The organism is Rhizobium leguminosarum (assembly GCF_001679785.1).
GTDB classification, from domain to species: Bacteria; Pseudomonadota; Alphaproteobacteria; order Rhizobiales; family Rhizobiaceae; genus Rhizobium; species Rhizobium leguminosarum_R.
In genome coordinates this window covers 1,167,044-1,184,490 of the sequence record NZ_CP016287.1, presented here as the reverse complement: position 1 = coordinate 1,184,490, position 17,447 = coordinate 1,167,044, and the positions used below count along the sequence as shown (strand labels likewise).

General features: G+C 58.2%; 16 protein-coding genes and 4 pseudogenes. 9 read left to right on the top strand and 11 right to left on the bottom strand.

The features are described 5' to 3' along the window. Window positions 1-7 precede the first annotated feature (7 nt). From queC to BA011_RS30005, 4 genes are read left to right on the top strand one after another with little or no spacing between them, the layout of a single operon-like run. Window positions 8-712: a 7-cyano-7-deazaguanine synthase QueC gene (queC, locus tag BA011_RS30020; protein WP_064244988.1), complete on the top strand. Its 705-nt coding sequence runs from the start codon at window positions 8-10 to the stop codon at window positions 710-712. After that, a complete protein-coding gene (locus BA011_RS42645) occupies window positions 712-1,383 on the top strand; it encodes a nitrile hydratase subunit alpha (protein WP_186806580.1) in 672 nt (223 codons plus the stop codon). The genes queC and BA011_RS42645 overlap by 1 nt, the downstream gene beginning before the upstream one ends. Next, the gene (gene guaB / locus BA011_RS30010) at window positions 1,380-2,585 is read left to right on the top strand and encodes an IMP dehydrogenase (RefSeq protein WP_064244986.1); all 1,206 of its coding nucleotides are present in this window, start codon (window positions 1,380-1,382) and stop codon (window positions 2,583-2,585) included. Before BA011_RS42645 ends, guaB begins: the two co-directional genes overlap by 4 nt. Continuing rightward, on the top strand, window positions 2,582-3,277 hold the full coding sequence (locus tag BA011_RS30005) for a 7-carboxy-7-deazaguanine synthase QueE (RefSeq protein WP_064244985.1): 696 nt from the start codon (window positions 2,582-2,584) through the stop codon (window positions 3,275-3,277). The genes guaB and BA011_RS30005 overlap by 4 nt, the downstream gene beginning before the upstream one ends. Window positions 3,278-3,333: 56 nt before the next feature. Here BA011_RS30005 and purB read toward each other — a convergent pair whose 3' ends face one another. The 6 genes from purB to BA011_RS29975 form a co-directional block, all read right to left on the bottom strand. Continuing rightward, the gene (gene purB / locus BA011_RS30000; RefSeq protein WP_064244984.1) at window positions 3,334-4,632 is read right to left on the bottom strand and encodes an adenylosuccinate lyase; all 1,299 of its coding nucleotides are present in this window, start codon (window positions 4,630-4,632) and stop codon (window positions 3,334-3,336) included. Further along, entirely contained in the window at window positions 4,629-5,636 is a 1,008-nt protein-coding gene (locus BA011_RS29995; protein ID WP_064244983.1) for an adenylosuccinate synthetase, read from the bottom strand. Before BA011_RS29995 ends, purB begins: the two co-directional genes overlap by 4 nt. Continuing rightward, a complete protein-coding gene (gene folE, locus BA011_RS29990) occupies window positions 5,636-6,262 on the bottom strand; it encodes a GTP cyclohydrolase I FolE (RefSeq protein WP_064244993.1) in 627 nt (208 codons plus the stop codon). The genes BA011_RS29995 and folE overlap by 1 nt, the downstream gene beginning before the upstream one ends. 29 nt (window positions 6,263-6,291) lie before the next feature. Next, the gene (locus BA011_RS29985) at window positions 6,292-7,749 is read right to left on the bottom strand and encodes a S8 family serine peptidase (RefSeq protein ID WP_065283467.1); all 1,458 of its coding nucleotides are present in this window, start codon (window positions 7,747-7,749) and stop codon (window positions 6,292-6,294) included. Continuing rightward, window positions 7,746-9,236: a hypothetical protein gene (locus BA011_RS29980; protein WP_064244981.1), complete on the bottom strand. Its 1,491-nt coding sequence runs from the start codon at window positions 9,234-9,236 to the stop codon at window positions 7,746-7,748. Before BA011_RS29980 ends, BA011_RS29985 begins: the two co-directional genes overlap by 4 nt. 92 nt (window positions 9,237-9,328) lie before the next feature. Further along, window positions 9,329-9,583, bottom strand: a complete 255-nt coding sequence (locus BA011_RS29975; RefSeq protein WP_064244980.1) for a hypothetical protein — start codon at window positions 9,581-9,583, stop codon at window positions 9,329-9,331. 220 nt (window positions 9,584-9,803) lie between these two features. Here BA011_RS29975 and BA011_RS45395 point away from each other — a divergent pair. Further along, window positions 9,804-10,015 (top strand): annotated as a pseudogene (locus BA011_RS45395) (IS6 family transposase); the annotation flags it as partial. Window positions 10,016-10,400: 385 nt separating this feature from the next. Further along, window positions 10,401-10,880, top strand: a pseudogene (locus BA011_RS29970) (IS6 family transposase); the annotation flags it as partial. 51 nt (window positions 10,881-10,931) lie between these two features. Here BA011_RS29970 and BA011_RS29965 read toward each other — a convergent pair. Continuing rightward, window positions 10,932-11,114: pseudogene (locus BA011_RS29965) on the bottom strand (hypothetical protein); the annotation flags it as partial. Between the two features lie 246 nt (window positions 11,115-11,360). Here BA011_RS29965 and BA011_RS29960 point away from each other — a divergent pair. Next, window positions 11,361-12,884 carry an ISNCY family transposase gene (locus tag BA011_RS29960; RefSeq protein WP_065279116.1) on the top strand — a complete coding sequence of 508 codons (1,524 nt, stop codon included), beginning with the start codon at window positions 11,361-11,363 and terminating at the stop codon, window positions 12,882-12,884. Window positions 12,885-13,139: 255 nt separating this feature from the next. Next, a pseudogene (locus tag BA011_RS45390) lies at window positions 13,140-13,298 on the top strand (MarR family transcriptional regulator); the annotation flags it as partial. Between the two features lie 9 nt (window positions 13,299-13,307). Here BA011_RS45390 and BA011_RS29955 read toward each other — a convergent pair. Continuing rightward, on the bottom strand, window positions 13,308-14,666 hold the full coding sequence (locus BA011_RS29955) for a hypothetical protein (protein WP_065283465.1): 1,359 nt from the start codon (window positions 14,664-14,666) through the stop codon (window positions 13,308-13,310). 50 nt (window positions 14,667-14,716) lie between these two features. Here BA011_RS29955 and BA011_RS29950 point away from each other — a divergent pair, with 50 nt between their 5' ends. After that, window positions 14,717-14,962 (top strand): DUF6429 family protein, encoded by a 246-nt coding sequence (locus tag BA011_RS29950; protein ID WP_041365332.1) that lies wholly within the window; start codon window positions 14,717-14,719, stop codon window positions 14,960-14,962. On the opposite strand, the gene tnpC is transcribed toward BA011_RS29950, so the two are convergent. From tnpC to tnpA, 3 genes are read right to left on the bottom strand one after another with little or no spacing between them, the layout of a single operon-like run. Continuing rightward, window positions 14,931-16,574: an IS66 family transposase gene (tnpC, locus tag BA011_RS29945; RefSeq protein ID WP_064246225.1), complete on the bottom strand. Its 1,644-nt coding sequence runs from the start codon at window positions 16,572-16,574 to the stop codon at window positions 14,931-14,933. The two genes, BA011_RS29950 and tnpC, sit on opposite strands and share 32 nt — an antisense overlap. Before the next feature lie 47 nt (window positions 16,575-16,621). Beyond that, window positions 16,622-16,972 (bottom strand): IS66 family insertion sequence element accessory protein TnpB, encoded by a 351-nt coding sequence (tnpB, locus tag BA011_RS29940; RefSeq protein WP_064246224.1) that lies wholly within the window; start codon window positions 16,970-16,972, stop codon window positions 16,622-16,624. Further along, entirely contained in the window at window positions 16,969-17,397 is a 429-nt protein-coding gene (gene tnpA / locus BA011_RS29935; RefSeq protein ID WP_065282713.1) for an IS66-like element accessory protein TnpA, read from the bottom strand. Before tnpA ends, tnpB begins: the two co-directional genes overlap by 4 nt. Window positions 17,398-17,447 lie beyond the last annotated feature (50 nt).

The window sequence follows — 17,447 nt, the reverse complement described above, 5'->3', positions numbered from 1 at the left end:
TAGTGCCATGTCAAAATCGAAAGCCGTCGTTTTGTTGAGTGGAGGATTGGATTCCGCGACGACTTTGGCCATTGCAAAGCAGCAGGGCTTCGACCTGTATGCATTGAGCTTCCGGTATGGTCAGCGCCATGTCGCCGAGCTTGAGGCGGCCAAGCAAGTTGCCGCCGAAGCAGGCGTCAGGGATCATATGATCGCATCGATCGATTTGCGCCAATTTGGCGGGTCGGCACTGACGCAGGATATTGACGTTCCCAAGGGTCGGGCGACCTCCGAAATGAGCGAGGGAATTCCGGTCACCTATGTGCCCGCACGCAACACGATCTTCCTGTCGTTCGCATTGGCTTGGGCAGAGGTGCTGAAGGCCCCCGACATCTTCATCGGCGTCAACGCGTTGGACTATTCCGGTTATCCGGATTGCCGGCCGGAATATATCGACGCTTACGTCCGCATGGCCAATCTGGCGACGAAAACAGGCGTAACCGGCGAAACGACCTTGAAGATTCATACACCGCTCATTCAGATGACGAAGGCACAGATCATTCGGCGCGGCACGGAACTGGGGGTTAAGTACGGACTGACCCACAGTTGCTACGACCCAACGGTAGAGGGGCTGTCCTGTGGGGAATGCGATTCCTGCCTGCTCCGGCTGAAAGGGTTCAGCGAGGCTGGTTTGAAGGATCCGGCGCGTTACGCCCAACGCGGTGCCGCCTGATGCGAGACGCAGATGGGCCATCCTCGGAGGTGCTTTTACCCGTCGGCGCGATGTTGGTGGCACGCGCCTGGCGGGATCCATTGTTCGAACATCGACTTTTGACCAACTCTGGAGATGTCCTGACGGAATACGGGGTTGCGCTGGAGGATGGTACGATCCTGACGGTTCTGAAGAACGAACCACGAGTACACCATGCCGTCGTATGCACATTGTGCTCCTGTTATCCCACGAGCTTGTTGGGTCCGGCACCTTATTGGTATCGCAGCGCCGAATATCGGCGACGAATGGAAACGGATCCCCGAGGATTTTTGTCCCAGCAGTTCGGATTGAATATTCCCGACGAGACCGAAATCCGAGTTTATGATTCGACGTTCCGTCATCGTTACCTGGTCCTGCCCCTTTTGCCCGAAGGTTTCGAGAAGCTGGGCTTGGAGGAAATGGCCCTTTTGGTCACTTTGGACAGTTTGATCGGAACCGGTATCGCAGGGGCAGAAACCAGCTGGCATTCCCGTCCGTTCGGCGGCGACGCCAAATGGCATACCGATCATCGGCTGGAGGGCAGAATGCTGGTGAGAGACGCTCCGACAGGGGATCCATTCCATGAATGTCCCCCTGCCCACGACTGCGAGCACATCCATGACCCCAACCTCGAAGAGCGGAATAGATCATGACGTCAGACATCATTCCCCTAGGACTGTCTTTCGACGATGTTTTGCTGGTCCCGCAACGTACGCGCGCCCGGAGCCGCAAGGACATCGATATTTCCAGTCGGGTAACGCACCGAAGAAGACTTGCGGTGCCGATTTTATCCGCCAATGTGCCCTGGTGCACGGATGCCCGGATGGCCATTGCCATGGGGCGGCTTGGAGGGCTTGGCGTTCTCCATAGAATGATGCCGATCAAAGACCAGGTGACCGCGATACTGAATGTCAAAAGCGCCATGATCGACCCGGCGACGGCACACACGGCAACGCAGTCGGTCGATGGTCGCTTGTTGGCGGCTGCGGCTATCGGCGCAAAGGCGGAAGCGTTGGAGCGTGCTGCCGCTCTGGTCGAGGCAGGGGCCGAAATCCTCGTCTTGGATATCGCTCATGGACACGCAGACTACGCGATAGAAACGGTTGCGCGCCTCAAGGACCGGTATCCCGCCGTCGAAGTGATCGCCGGGAATGTCGCGACGGCGGAGGGAACCCATGATTTGATTGAAGCGGGTGCCGATGCCATCAAGGTTGGTATCGGGCCTGGCGGCATATGCACGACGCGATTGGTGGCAGGGGCGGGTGTGCCTCAGCTGACAGCGGTGCGCGATTGCGTGGCGGTGGCGCGCGCACACGATGTTCCTGTGATCGCCGACGGGGGTATACGGGGATCAGGGGAAATAACGAAGGCCTTGGCGGCCGGCGCGTCAACGGTAATGCTGGGAAGCATCCTGGCCGGCGCAGAGGAAAGCGCGGCCTTCACGGTTGAGCGCGACGGCCGACGCTACAAGATTTCGACCGGCTTTGTTTCCCTCGGCGTGAACCTGACCATACGCTGGACAGAAGGTGATTTGGTTTTCGACGATGAAATTGCCGATTACGAACCAGAAGGTGTCGAAGCGACCTTTGAATACCGCGGCCCGCTTATGCAGGTGGTGCGGTCCCTTTCCAATGGTTTGCGATCCGGGATTTCATACTGCGGCAGCATGGATATCGCCGAAATGCATGAAAAGGCGCGTTTCGTCCAGATCACTGGAGCCGGCATTGCTGAAAGTAAACCGCATGCAATCGGCCTGGTTCAGCAAATTCAGCCCAATTATCGCGAGCAATTTCTTCGGGAGGCTGCGGCTGCCCGGGCAATAAAATCGACGCAAACGGTGGAGTTTTCGCCATGAAGGGCAAGAATAAACTCAGACGTCAGGAATTGACCGACGGTCGCGAACTTTGGATCCAGGAGGTATTTTATACGCTGCAAGGCGAGGGGCCGTTCAGCGGACAGCCCAGCGTTTTCGTGCGCACCTGCGGCTGCAATCTCAAGTGTTTCTGGTGCGATACCGATTTCGAATCCTCCACATGGCGACCGAGCCTGGACGAGTTGCTTGAGACAATCGAGAACATTCGTCCGTCGTTTTGCGATTTGATCGTCATCACGGGCGGTGAACCTTTCCGGCAAAATATCGCTCCGCTGGTCGAAACCTTGTTAGGGCGAGGGTTGCGTGTTCAAATCGAGACCAATGGAACCTTATGGATCGAACTGCCGGAAAGCGAACGCTTGACCATTGTGTGCAGCCCGAAAACCCGTGGGTTGCATCCGGATATCGTGCCCCGCATCTCCGCTTATAAATACGTTCTGTCTGTCGACGAGGTCGATGCGGAGGATGGATTGCCGGCACGATCCACGCAAAAGGAAAACTATGTCATGCGGCTATTTCGCCAGAAAAAAGCGGTGGCGCCGATCTATGTCATGCCGCGCGACGATGGCGACGAGAATTTGAATGAACGCAATCGCGCCCTTTGTGCTGATATCGCGATGCGCCACGGCTATACGCTGTGCCTTCAGACACATAAGATGTTAGCTTTACGGTAGGAACCATGGCTTTCGCTCGGTTCCTTGAGTTGCTGAAAGACGCTCGGGGATGAGCCTCACAGCTCGGCAAAAGCGCGCGCAAAAATGAAATCGACATTCGCCAAATAGCAGGCGGGATCGGTGGCCACGTCAATCTCCTCCACGGATATGTGGGTCGTCAATTCTGGCTCCAGGAGAGCCGCGTCCCTGAAAGTCATGCCCTGATCTACCGCGCGGGCCGCGGCCTGTTGAACCATTGCATAGGCGCGTTCGCGGCTGAGGCCTGCATCGATCAGGGACAGCAAAACTCGCTGCGAGGCGAAACCACCCCGCATGGCGTCCAGGTTTGCGCGCATTCTATCGGGTCGAACCTCTAGCCCGCGCATAATCCCGCTCAGGCGCGCAAGTGCGAAATCGCACAGGCTGAATGCATCGGGCAGGGCCACGCGCTCAACTGACGAGTGGGACATATCCCGTTCGTGCCACAGCGCGATATTCTCCAAGACGGGCATCGCCGACGCGCGGATAAGTCTCGCGAGGCCGGTCAGATTTTCAGAGAAAATCGGGTTGCGTTTATGGGGCATGGCCGAGGAGCCCTTTTGCGTCGCTGAAAAACCTTCCGCAACCTCTTCGACTTCCTGCCGCTGCAGATGGCGCAATTCGGTCGCAAGACGTTCTATCGCGCCCGCCAGGATCGCCAGGCCGGTCATTACCGAGGCATGCCTGTCGCGCGCGACTGCCTGGGTTGCCACGGTTTCCGGCGTAAGGCTCAACGCGGCGGCGACGAAGTTTTCGACGCGAGGGTCGATGGTGGCATAGGTGCCGACGGCGCCCGCCAGTTTGCAGACCGCCATTTCCCGTCTGGCTTCGGCAAGGCGACGCGCACTGCGTCGGAATTCGGCAAAGAAACCGGCAAGTTTTAGCCCAAAAGTCGTCGGCTCGGCGCCCCTTCCATGGGTGCGGGCAAGGCATAGGGTCCCACGATGTTCTTCCGCCAGTTGGCGGAGCGTGTTCGTGAGATCGTCGATCTCGGCAAGAAGGAGATCTATCGCTTGGCACGTCTGCACGGCAAGCGCCGTATCGAGCATGTCCGAAGACGTCATTCCGTAGTGAATAAAGCGCCCCTCTATGCCGACCTGTTCGGAGACGGATGTCAGGAATGCAATAACCTCATGATGGACTTGCGCCTCAAGAACCGCAATCCGCTCCACGTCGACCGTCGCGCGGGAGCGAACGATTTCGGTGGTGCCTGATGGGATCTTGCCGATCGCCTCCATCCCCTCCAAGGCCAGCAATTCGACTTTTAACCACAAGGAATAGCTATGCTCCCGCGACCAAAGCTGCGTCATTTCCATACGGCTGTAGCGCGGGATCATAGGGTATGCCGGCGGTCGACGATGTGATGGGTATCCGGCCCTGTCCCAAGCAGCGTCGCGGGGACGTTGCACGCTTGCTCCAGGCGATCGACGAAGCGGCGCAGATCCGAATTCCAGCGATCCATCGGAAGGTGGTTGCAGCCAGGATCCAGCCAATCCAGATGTGTCACGGCCAATTGCGTTGCACCATTGACGCGGGCGGCATCGGCCGCCAGCTCGAAATCGAACTCGCCGACACGGCGGGGTCTTCCGGTGACAGTCCCGCACTGGATAAACCCCCGCCTTTTTGCCTCATCCGCCGACATTTCGGTTGGGAATGGGCCGGCACCCACGCGGGTTGGAAAGGCCTTGAAGGTCACGATGACATGGTCAACGCGGGTCGGCCCAATCCCGATATCGGCGGCAGCGGTGCTGGCGCAGGAGTCCTTTCCGACGGCATAGGGATAGGTGCCGTATAAGACAGACAAAAGATATCCGTTGGTCCCTTCGATCAACACGTGTTCGCCACGGTCAAGACAGGCATTCGTCTCCTTCGAAACATCAACCAGGAAATCTTGCAGTTGAGGCTCATCGGCGGAACGTCGCGCCCGACGCATGGCGCGATCGGCAAGGCTGGGGCCATGGCCGCTGCCGGTGGAGCCGATCGTCTTCGTCAAATTGGCGTCTCTGACTTCAGCTGCGCGGTGATGTGGCTCGACCAAGGTCGCGCGCGGGTCGATACCGACACGCTTTTCGATACCCAGCCGCGTGATCTCTTCGATCAGAATGTCGCTATTGATCAGGACCCCGGCGCCCAGAAAAAGGCGCGTATTCGGGTTGATAAAGGCGCTGGGCGATTGGCGCAGTTTGTAGTCGCGCCCCTCGTAAACCACGGTGTGGCCGGCGCCCGGGCCCAAACCGGCCCGGCAGGCGACCGAGATTTTATCGGCAACCGCCAGATAGCTGCAAATCTTGCCTTTCGCCTCGTCACCCCACTGTCCGCCGACCACGATGGAACAGGTCATTATAGTCCCCTCGAGCCGAATCCGTCGCAGCGAATGCGCTGATAAAATTCTTGCCGCGTGCGATCGTCCGTCAGGAACGCGCCGGTGAGATGGCTTGTCGTCATCCAGCTGCCCTTCTTCCGGACGCCGCGGCATTTCATGCAAAAATGCTCGGCGTCGATGACACAGGCCGCACCTCGCGGTTTCAAGACGTTGTCAACCGCTTCCGCTATCTCGACGGTGAGGCGTTCCTGGATTTGCAGGCGGCGCGAATAGCCGTCAACCACACGAGCAAGTTTGCTGATGCCGACCACCCGTCCAACCGGCAGATAGGCGACATGCGCATTGCCGATGATGGGAGCCAGATGATGTTCGCACATGGACTCGAACGGAACGTGCCGCAAGACGACCATATCGCGGTACCCGGTGATTTCCTCGAAGGTGCGATCCAGAACATCGCGCGGGTCTTCCTCATAACCGGCACAATACTCCTTAAATGCGGTAGCGACGCGTTTCGGCGTATCCGATAATCCTTCGCGGGCCGGGTCTTCGCCAACCCATACCAACAGGGTCCGGATGGCGTCCTCCACCTGTTCTCGGGTTACGTCGCGTTGAAATATGTCTATCTTAGGGGCAATGGTGTCCATGATATCACCTTCATTTGTACGGAGAAAAATCAAAGCGCTGCACCAAGTTCCCGCAGCGCCTTTTCCGCATCGACCAAGCCGTATCCCGTCGCCAGGTTCGGTAGCGGCAGCCCGGCGGGGTTGCCTTCCGCCGAAACGCCATACAGCACGGGTCTCGTGCATCGGGCGATAAGTTCCTTCGCCGCTTTCTGATCCAGGCTCGGTTGAACTTGTTTCAACATTGAGATGACCCCGGAAACCTGCGCAGATCCGGAGGAAGTCCCGCTGATGACGACCCAGCCGTCATCGGGTCGGTCCGTACCGTCACCGTAAGCATAGGGTTTCTCGGCGAAGGCGACGTCGATTTCCGATCCAGGCATGGTCGGCATCATGAGATAGACGCCTTCCGGTTTCATACCGACGAGCCCGCAAAAATCAGGCACGATGCGGCCGGGGAAGAGGCGGCTCTCGTAGCCGCTGGCGTAGCTGGCGGCCTCCAGTGACCCGTCGCGATGAACGAATGAACCGCCCACGGCGATTGTTTCATGCATCTGCTGAGGAAATAGCTTCTTTTCGTTTCCCCCGGCAAACACGACAATTATCCCGTTATTGATGGCGTAAAGCACGGTAAGGGCCACAAGTTTCTGCGCTGCGTCCAAGGGACCATGAGAGGCGGGCATACCCCAGGTGTTTTGGATAATGGCAGGGGCTCGATCAATCGCCATTTTGAATGCGGTGAACGCGTCCTCGCCGGATTGCTTTATCATCGTGACCTTGGCGTTCGGCGCCAAGGACATCAGGCTTGCGCACACCATTGTCCCGTGGCCGACTTCGTCCAATTCCGGTGCTGAGGCGCCGGGCGCGAGAACAACATCCACATGCAAGCCACGGTCTTGAAACCAGGGATGGTTCCACCAGCCGCTGTCGACGACGACTACGTCGATATCTTGCCCACAGATGTTTTTGGCGTGTGCTTCGTTGGCACATAGATTGGTAACGAGGTCTCTCGGGGCGTTCAAGTGATAGTAGTCGACCTGGGGTTTTGGCAGGTGATCGGGATGATTTTCGTCGCTGTCCGAGGGGCCACTATCCGAGGAGGCGCTGTAGCTCTCGATGGGGATCAGGACGACGCCTTCGATCTCTTGCCACCGTTTGTCGATGGGCACGTGCAAGGAGGGATCCGCATTGGCAAATGGAAGACGTGCGCGGCTATGCGGCGCATCCGCGAATCGACACCCGAACGCTTGTATAAATTGCTGCGGCGTCCCTTCGATGGTGATCGAAAAGGGACCGACGTGATGTATGTTGAAACCATTCGTTTCCAGAAGTTCGCTCACCCGACCAATTCGTTCGGCAGCCGCTGGTTTCGGAAACTCCCGCAATTCGCGAACATCGCCCGTCGCCAAGAGTGAACGCTCGGGAGGGGAGATAATAACCTCCGCCGTCACGCGAAAAGCCGCATGGTTTGACCGCGACTGTCCATTTCCGGTGGTGCGTTCGTCGCTCATATCTTTATCACGATCGGCTCGTTGAGTTGTTCGGGTCCGCAAAAGAGGATGTCGAAAACGACTTCGTTTGCATCCATAGCCGTACTCAACACCGTGTCAGGAACGGCGCGCATGGCGGCGATAATTTCCCTGCGGAGTTGATCGCAGCGCTTCCGATGGAGATGCGGCGCGTAGCGAAGTTCCAGCGAAAGCTTAATGGTCACTACGCCGCCGCTCTCTTCGGCTCGGACGGACATGATCGGAAGTGATCCTACAGTGCGATCCTTGGCGGTCCGAACATTGGCGAACCAGTCATAAACACGAATATCGGGGATGGCGGCGAGCGTATTATTGAGCGGTGCCGAAAACAGCAGCCATTCCCGCTTGCCATCCTTCATGCGGGTCAAGGCATTCTTGACGCGCCCCAGGAAGTCAAAAACGACCCGGCCATTCGCCGAGGGAATACGTCGCACCAGATCGCCGTTTTGATAGCGGATCAACGGTTGCATCTGCACGAACGGGTAAAGATTGGTCAACACCAATGCGCCGACCCCCTCTTGGAGTGAGCCCCCGGTGTCGACATCGACAACCTCGCCAATCAGGTGGGGATCCAGAACAAATCGGCTTGTGGGTTCGATGCAGGTGGCACCACCGATGGTTTCGGTCATCGAAAAGCGGATGTTGATGGGGCATTTCCACGCGTCGCGTAGGAACTCGAACATCTGCACGGACAGGAACCCACCGGTCAGGTTGATGCATTCCATACGATACGTGCTAAGGTCCACGCCCTGCTCCAGTAGGTAGCTGGTGAAAAATAGGATATGGTGCCCAAGACCACCTAATATACGAATGCGGCTGTCGTAGCCCTTAAAATGATAGGTCGTATCCAGAACACGACGCGCATCCTGGATCAAAGTGTCGTCCGTTACACCGCTGACGAAACTCATGCCGATGCTCGGCATCGGCACTGCGACTCCATGATAAAAATTAGGGAAAGACAGGCTGAGCGGTTTGGGTCGTCCCGACTTCAAAAACGAGCGGAACATGTGGGAGAAATAGTCATTGATGAAACGCACTTCCTCGAATGACTTATAAACGTCCATTGGTTGGCCCGTTGTGCCCGATGTATGGCAGGTCGAGCGCAATTGAACGTCGTCGGCTATGAACTCTTCGAAATTTTCGGAAATCACTGTTCGGGATATGATTGGCCATGCCGACAGGTCAGGCGCAGCGTCGACTTCATTCGATGGAAGCGATGCATAGGCTGGATTTTTGCCGTAAAATTTCGTGTGCTTGTAGGCGTGGCCCACGGTCCATTTCAGCAGGAATTTTTGAAGGGCGAAAAGAATCAGACGGTTAGCGTCGTGAAACCCTTCGGATGCGCGAAACAGATCCATTAGGGCCGCAGGATCGATTTCCGCAACCGCGTTCAATCGTCCGGTCAGTTCTTCGGCGAAGGTGCGAAGGTCGGTGTGATCACGAGGTTCGATTTCGAGAGAATTGAGCATACCCCACCCATCAAGCGCGATGCACCCGGCTTCGCACCTTGCCAAACTTTGCCTGTATGACCTGAAGTTAAATTTGACGTCGGGCCGGCCTGTTAGTAGGGCCGGCGGACCCCCACCACGGCGGCTTCCCCAGCCGCTTCCATCGCGGCTTCCGCCGCAGCTTCCTGATGGGCTTCGCTCGCGGACTCGCTATTCGCTTCGCCGGCAACTTCCGAATTGGCTTCGGATTGAGCTTCGCTGGCGATTTCCGACGTCAGTTCGAGCGCGAATTTTTTCTGTTCCGCCTCGGGGATCTTAAGCCCGAGATCGGCAATGTACTTTTCTACACCTTCTGCGATGTCCCTCATGACATCCTCCCGTTTGCTGATGGAAAAACAACACCATGTCGAGTTATGCAACCCTACATACTGTCTCGCAGAGTATGCAACGGTTTCGCTGTTAATGCAACCTATAATTTAGCTAATATTACTACACGACTAGCGCGCGACGCTCGAATCTTATCGGATAGGCATTCAATGGGCACCGTAAAGTTAACCGACGGCTGATGAAGATGTGCGTACATGGGCCATGTCAGAAGTTGCTCGTGATCCGCTTTATCGTCGCCACCGCTTTCCCGCTGAGATCATTGCGCACGCGGTATGGCTCTACTTTCGCTTTCCGCTCAGCCTGCGCATGGTTGCGGACATGCTGGCGGCCCGCGGCATCATCGTCTCGCACCAGACCATTCGAGCTGGGCGGAGAAATTCGGACGGCATTTCGCCCGGGAGATCAAGCGACGGTCAGCCGGCTGCCTGGGCGACAAGTGTTGGGGTGGACGGCCCCCGAACGGCATCGAAATGTGCCAGAGTGAGCTGTTAACGATCTCAAACGAAGGAGCCGTCCGTGGATCAGATTATCCGTATTGGCATGGATACGTCAAAGCACGTCTCGTCTCGGATCGATCGATCACACCATCTAATCGTTTCCTGCAAGTTCACGCATCAGCTGCGGTACACTCCGTAGATGCCAGTGGCCCAACGAGGCCGATCAAGTGTTTGGAACCCACGTCGCGGAACCCATCTTGGCCAGCGTTCATGTGTGAACGCAACAAAAGGCCGGACATATGAACGCAAGAGATCCGATCAAATCATCAAAGAGTTCTTGCAAGGAGGGGCCGTCCACATATGGCATCTCGACGAATGCGTGGTGGCCATCAATGGCAAGAAGCAGTGGCTCTGGCGTGCGGTCGATCAGGACGGCTTCGTCCTCGAAGTACTGGTGCAAAGCCGCCGAAATGCCAAGGCGGCAAAGCGTCTGATGCGTAAGTTGCTGAAGGCTCAAGGGCGGACACCACGGGTCATGATCACCGACAAGCTCCGGTCCTATGATGCCGCCAGGCGCGACCTCATGCCCGGTGTCGAACACCGGTCGCACAAAGGCCTCAATAATCGAGCGGAAAATTCGCACCAGCCGACCCGACGACGCGAAAGGACCATGAAACGCTTCAAGTCGGCACGCCAGCTTCAGCGGTTCGTTTCCATCCATGATCCGATTGCCAACCTGTTCCACTTTCCCCGCAATACGCTGTCATCGGCTCAACATCGAGACCTGCGTAACGCCGCCATGCAAATCTGGAACAAAATCGCGTGTGTCGCCGCAGCCTGACAGCCGTCCCGGCCAGCTATCGCTGCATCAATCCGCTGATAACTTGTGCCGTATTGATCCTACGCCGTACCAGAGCTTCAGACGCAGTAGATCTTCATCGAAAAGTTCTCGACCCTCACGCCCGAAATGTGCCTCGATGATCCGCTTGTCGATTGCATTGTGTACCGACTTCAGAGCGATCTCATTCAGAGCTGCGGCTTCGGCGGGCGTGTAGGCGCGTGCTGCGGTGGCCATAATCATTCTCCTTGTGGAGAATATATATATAGTGAATGCCGCTCACCGTAAAGATCAACCACTCAGTTTGGGGTTGGCCATAGCGCGTGCGCAATGATCTCAGCGGGATAGCGGGGGCGACGATAAAGCGGATCATATAGCGCGACGATCAGGATGAGACGCGCATTGCCTCGCCTGAACTGCTCCCTGAGAATGGGTTATTGCCTCATCTAAATTGCTCCCGACGAATCAACCTCGGGAGCTTTGATGAGGAAGGTAAGCATGGCGACACGTGTGGAATTGGTGGCGGCGATCAGTTGTCGCTATGTGTTAGGCGGGCGGGCCGAGAAGGCGAGGATGTTGGACGAGTTCGTGGCGCTCACGGGCTTTCATCGCAAGCATGCGATGCGACTGCTGCGAGGAGAACGCGAACCGGCGAAGGGTGGTCCTCGGCCAGGGCGCCGGGTTTACGGCGATGACGTGCGGGCGGCGCTCGTCGTTGTTTGGGAGGCGTCGGATCGAATTTGCGGCAAGCGACTACACCCCCTGTTGCCAACACTGATCGAAGCGATGGAACGTCATGGACATGGCGATATGAATAGCGAGACGCGCCGGCAACTCTTGACGATGAGCCCAGCGACGATTGATCGAGTCCTCAAGGAGATTAAAGCGAGCGCCACGGGTCCGCGGCGCCGGAAAGGATCAACGGCGATTCGGCGTAGTGTTCCCGTTCGAACGTTCTCGGATTGGGATGACCCCGCACCCGGCTTTGTCGAGGCTGATCTCGTTTCTCATTCCGGCCCGTACGCGAGAGGTGCCTTCTCGCAAACGCTGGTGTTGACCGATATAGCCACGGGCTGGACGGAATGCGCGCCGCTGCTGGTTCGCGAGCAAACGGTACTGATCACTGCGTTGACCGAACTGCGCAAGTTGCTGCCGTTCCCGCTGCTGGGCTTCGACACCGACAACGACAGTGTGTTCATGAACGAGAGCGTTCATGAGTATTGCTTGCGAGATAATATCGAACTCACCCGTTGCCGCCCCTACCGAAAGAACGACCAGGCATTTGTCGAGCAGAAGAATGGCGCGATCGTGCGCAAGATCGTTGGATACCGACGCTTCGAGGGGCTGCGAGCCACCCGGGAGCTGGCCAAGCTTTATTCCTCAATGCGGTTGTTCGTGAATTTCTTTCAGCCATCATTCAAGCTGAAAGAAAAGCACCGTGACGGAGCCAAGGTGATCAAGCGCTATCATCGTCCCGCCACGCCTTATCAGCGGCTGCTTGACGACGCACGCACGCCGGAGGATACATGCCTTCGGCTCAAGGCGATGTACCTGACGCTCGATCCGGTTCGGCTGCTCCGCGACATACGGCTGGCACAAGAGAGATTGGTCGAAATTGCTGACAAGCCTGATGGTCCGCCTGCCACCGACGGCGAGGCATTACCGCTCGAAGACTTTCTGTCTGGCTTACGGATTGCTTGGCGTGGTGGTGAAGTGAAACCGACTGCCCGCTCCAAGCCAGCGGCCAAGCGAGAGCGGCGGAGGCCCGATCCTCTACTCGCCGTCACTGCCGAACTCGAGGATTGGTTCGAGGCGGAGCCTTGGCGAACTTCGCGAGAGTTGCTTGAACGCTTGCAGGTCAAATACCCCGGCGTGTATCCCGACGGCCTCATTCGGACCGTGCAGCGTCGAATGAAGATCTGGCGCAGTACACAGGCCAATGCGCTGGTGTTCGGGCCATTCGCCGATGCCGCGCGGCAGACGCAAAACGTAGAGGTCGTGCAGTGAGGCTCTTACCGCCAGGTTGGCCTTCGACAACCCGCGGAAAACATGATGAACGCCCGCGAAGCCGCCCGCTCGCTACAGCGCTATTGAGGGCGCGCTCGCGAGCGGCTTCGCTACCTCCGTCACCTTGCACCAGGTGCGGGGACAAGATCGTAACAACCCGTGAGGCATTCGAGAACATCCGAGTGAGGCAACGGCATTATTCTCCGGGAACACTCTTGGGTGAGGCAATACGAGTCTCACCTTGTTTGTCGCCGCGCAGAAGCCGACATGCGTCGCCACTTCGGCGTTACGGCTCCGTCTGTTCACCAGATGGTGCTGACCCTCGAGAAGGCGGGTTTTATATCTCGCGTGCCAGGCGCCGCACGCAGCATCCAACTTCTCATCCCACCAGAAGCCCTGCCAATTCTACGATAAGACAAACCGTCATAATCTCTGTGGCGTGGTACTAGCTGTCTGTGCGTTTCTTCCGGCTAGCTCAAGTTCTCCCTGTGCACGATCTTGCGCACGTTGGGCTTCACCCTGCTTGTCCCGCGCCACCTCAACAGCGGCCCGCGCGACGGCAAGATCTGCGCGAAGGCCTGCGGCGAGATCCGCCAATGCGCTGTCGGCATGCGTAGGGTGCTCAGCGGAGCCACAGACCGGGCAGGGTATTCCAGGCTCCAGACGCAGACGGAGCTGTTGGGCAGCATCTGACACGGCCATGTCGGCGCGTTCGGCGGGAGCGGTCAGGGCGACGGCTTGCGTGCTCGCGGTTGCCATAGCCTCAGCAGCAGAGGCGGCTTCGGCTTTGGCAACGTCGACGGCCGCGATAGCGAGCTTAGCGGTTGCCTCTGCCGCAGCAACATCCGACCGGGCAACACTGTGCTCGTGCTCGGCGCGACGCATATCAGCAAGGGCTGTGACGAGCTTCTGGTGCTCCATTCCGCTACCCGGTGGATGCCTAGCCTCGATAGCGCTCACCTCATCGGTGAGGTTGACCGCTTGTTTGTAAAGCTTCGCTTCTTCCGCAGCGTCCGTCTGTGTCTTGGTAGCCAGTTCGGCCAGCGTGAGGGTAAAGTGCTGGATCTCCGTCTCGTGAACGGCAATCTCCGTCGTTGCCTGAATCAAGCTGGACTGCGCTTCGGCATGCTCCGCAATGTGTGGGCGGGTTTGGGACCAGTTGTCTGCCAATTTGGAATCGGGGGAAAGGCCGGCTAGTTCGTCTTCGGCCGCCTGCAGAATTTCACGGGTTTCGGTATCTTCCTGTTGAAAGGCCTGAAATGCATCTAGGGCCTCAATTGCTTCCCGCTCCATTGCTTCAGTTTGTGAGCGAGCCGCCTCCAGCTCCGATGTGGCAGAGATAATGCGGCTATCCAGCGTGGCTGCCTCATCCCAAAGCGGACCAAATTCCTTAAATCTATCTTCCTGCGCTGTATGTTCGGCCTCTGCCTGGCTGGCCACGTCTTTGAATATATCGGCGTTGGCTACGGCCTCATCTGACAGGGTTTTGTGCTTCGCTGCCAAGTCCGTGACATTTGTTACCCGGACCTTGGCGCTTTGCACTGTCTGCCACTGAGTGCGCAGCGGGGCTGCCAGGTCAATGCGCGCAAGCTGAGCGCGATCGACACTGGAATCACTTTGATTGGTAACCGCCTGGTCGAATGCGGCTTCGGCGAGGGTGATTTGCCGGGAAGTTTCGGCATGGCGGGCATGCCGAGCCAGTCCAGCCTGAATGGTCTTGGTCTCATCACCTGCTATCTGATTGGCCTGTGATGCGACAAGCCGTTCGTCCTCCGTATCCATCCGAGGTGGGCCGCAGGACTTAATGGGGTTCGCGTGGTAACGTCGGGTTCATGGAGATCGATGAGGACAAGATCGACGATGCCGTTTTGGCGCTGTTGTGGCTAACGCTGCATAACGAGCGTTGTGCCTGGAAGGGCTTTGACTGGGCAACGACGGATCGCTTGCATCAGAAGGGCATGATCGGCGACCCGGTGAACAAGTCGAAGTCGCTGGTGCTGACGGACGAGGGTCTGCGGCGGTCGGAGGAGCTGTTTCGGACGCTGTTTACGCGGCAACCGATATCGCCACCGCCTTGATCCTCTTCCATTCCCAAGGCAAGAGCTCACGCAGGCGGGAGACGGGAAGATCTGCGATGCGCGTCAGCACATCTGCGAGCCAAGCCTTCGGGTCGATGTCGTTGAGGCGGGCCGTCGTAATAAGGGTCAGCATGATGGCCGCCCGGTCGGCGCCCCGCTCGGATCCGGCGAAGCTCCAGTTTTTTCTTCCACATGCAACCCCGCGCAGGGCTCTTTCCGCCGCGTTATTCGTCATGCAGATCCTGCCGTCGTCGGCGTATCTGGCAAAGTCGGCCCAGCGCGACAGCATATAGTTGATGGGTTCAATCACCGGTGAGGATCGCGACAGGCCTTCGAGTTCCAGCCTGAACCAAGCCTCCAGTTCGTCGAGCAGCGGCTTGCTCTTTTCCTGGCGCACGGCAAGGCGCTCTTCGGCGCTTTTGCCGTTGATGTCGCGCTCGATGTCAAACAGCGCATCGATGCGTTTGACCGCTTCCAGCGCCGTCGCAGAGACAGGCCTCAAGCCCTTGCCCCGCCGGGCACTGCGAGAGACATCGGCCAGCTCGAAGAACTTTCGCCGCGCATGGGCAAAACAGAAGGCTGGCGTTACCGGGATTTGTTTCCTGCTCCGGTCGAAGAGCGGATTGAAGCCATTGTAGCAATCGGCCTGCAGGATGCCGGTGAACTCGGCCAAATGTCGTTGCGGATGTTCGCCACGCCGGTCGCTGGAGGCGTAGAAGACGGCAGCCGGCGGCGACTGCCCGCCAAATGGCCGGTCGTCGCAAACGTAAGTCCATATGCGGCCGGTAATGCACTGCCCCTTGGCCAGGATCGGGATGGTGGTGTCATCGCCGTGGAGGCGCTCGGCCGCAAACACGTGGGTTTCGATCATATCGAAGAGTGGCTTGACGGCGGCGCTGACGTAGCCAACCTGGTCGGCGAGCGTCTGGGTTGACAGATCAATCCCCTCGCTGCGGAACCGGCGACTTTGGCGGTTCAGGGGCTGATGCTCGGAGAATTTGTCGAAGACGATCGTGGAAAGAAGGTTGGGGCCAAGGAAGCCGCGCGACGTGGCATGGAAAGGCGCCGGCGCCTGGCTGATGCAGCCACAGTCCCGGCAGGTAAATTTCTCCCGGACGGTTTCGACGATCTTGAAGCGGCGCGGGACCTCCTCCAGCGTCTCGGTAGTATCCTCACCAAGCTTCGACAGACGCTCGCTGCCACAATGGGTGCAGGCGGTCGGCGCGTCGACGACGAGACGTTCGCGCTCAATATTTTCTGGCCAGGGTTTGCGCACCGGGCGCTTGCGGGTGAAGGCACGAACGGTCTGTGTTTTCGCTGAGGCCGCCTCTGACGCAAGCTCATCCTCGGTCGCATCAGCGACCAGTTCCTCAAGCTGCAATTCCATCTGGTCGATCAGCCGCTGGGTGCGCTCCCGGCTCGGACCGTGTTTGTCGCGCTCCAACTTGGCGATCAGCAATTGCAGATGGGCGTTGAGCGCCTCAATGCCGGAAAGTTTTGCTTTTGCACTGCTCGCTTCAGCCTCAGCGCGTATCCGCGCCTCGCGTTCCGCCAGCAACGCGGCGTGGGCGCTGGCAAGATCGTCCGGCAGTGAGAGAGGCGGTAACGACATGCTGTCATAGAAGCATATTTATCCAACAAATTCAATGCAAAAGACGTTCAAACCCGCGTCGGGCGCCAGGTTTCCTGAGGGGCTCGCCAGTCAATTCCGGACAGCAAATAAGAAAGCTGCGCCGGCGTGATTGCCACCGCGCCGCCCTCTACATTCGGCCAGATAAACCGGCCGCGTTCCAATTTTTTCGTGAACAGGCATGCGCCCTGGCCATCATGCCAGATCAATTTTACCAGATCACCTCGGCGGCCCCGGAAGCAGAACAGATGACCGCCCAGCGGGTCATGCTTCAACACTTCCTGCACCCGAAGGGCTAGCGAAGGAAAGCCGCACCGCATGTCTGTATGTCCGGTCGACAACCAAACCTTGACACCCGTTCCCATCGGAAACGGGTTCATCGCAACGTCTCCAGACCCCGCATAATCCGCAGCAGGACGTCCACGTCGACATCCCGACCGACGATCACACGCCGGTCGTTCGCACTCACCACCTCCATGCGACCGTGGTCGCTGACAGGCGGCGGCACAGCGACAGTCGCCGCAGGTGGCGTGTTCGCAACAACCGGCTCGGCAACGACGATCGCTGGAACAAACCCGTTTGTCGAGCGGTGGACAAGCCGTCCTTCCCGGGCGGCCCTGCGCCAGGCATTCAACTGCCAGCGCGTGATCCCATGACGCTGCGCCGTGGCCGTCACCTGCCGCGGGCCGTTATAACTCTCAGCCACAATCGCTAGCTTCCCTTCATCCGTGAAACGCCGGCGACGCCCGCTATCGACAATCTCCATCCGGCTAAAATGCCCGGTGAGATCATTCATCAAGTCCATGTGTGAAGCACCGTCTATATTGCCGTCTATATAGACAGAGCATCCACACT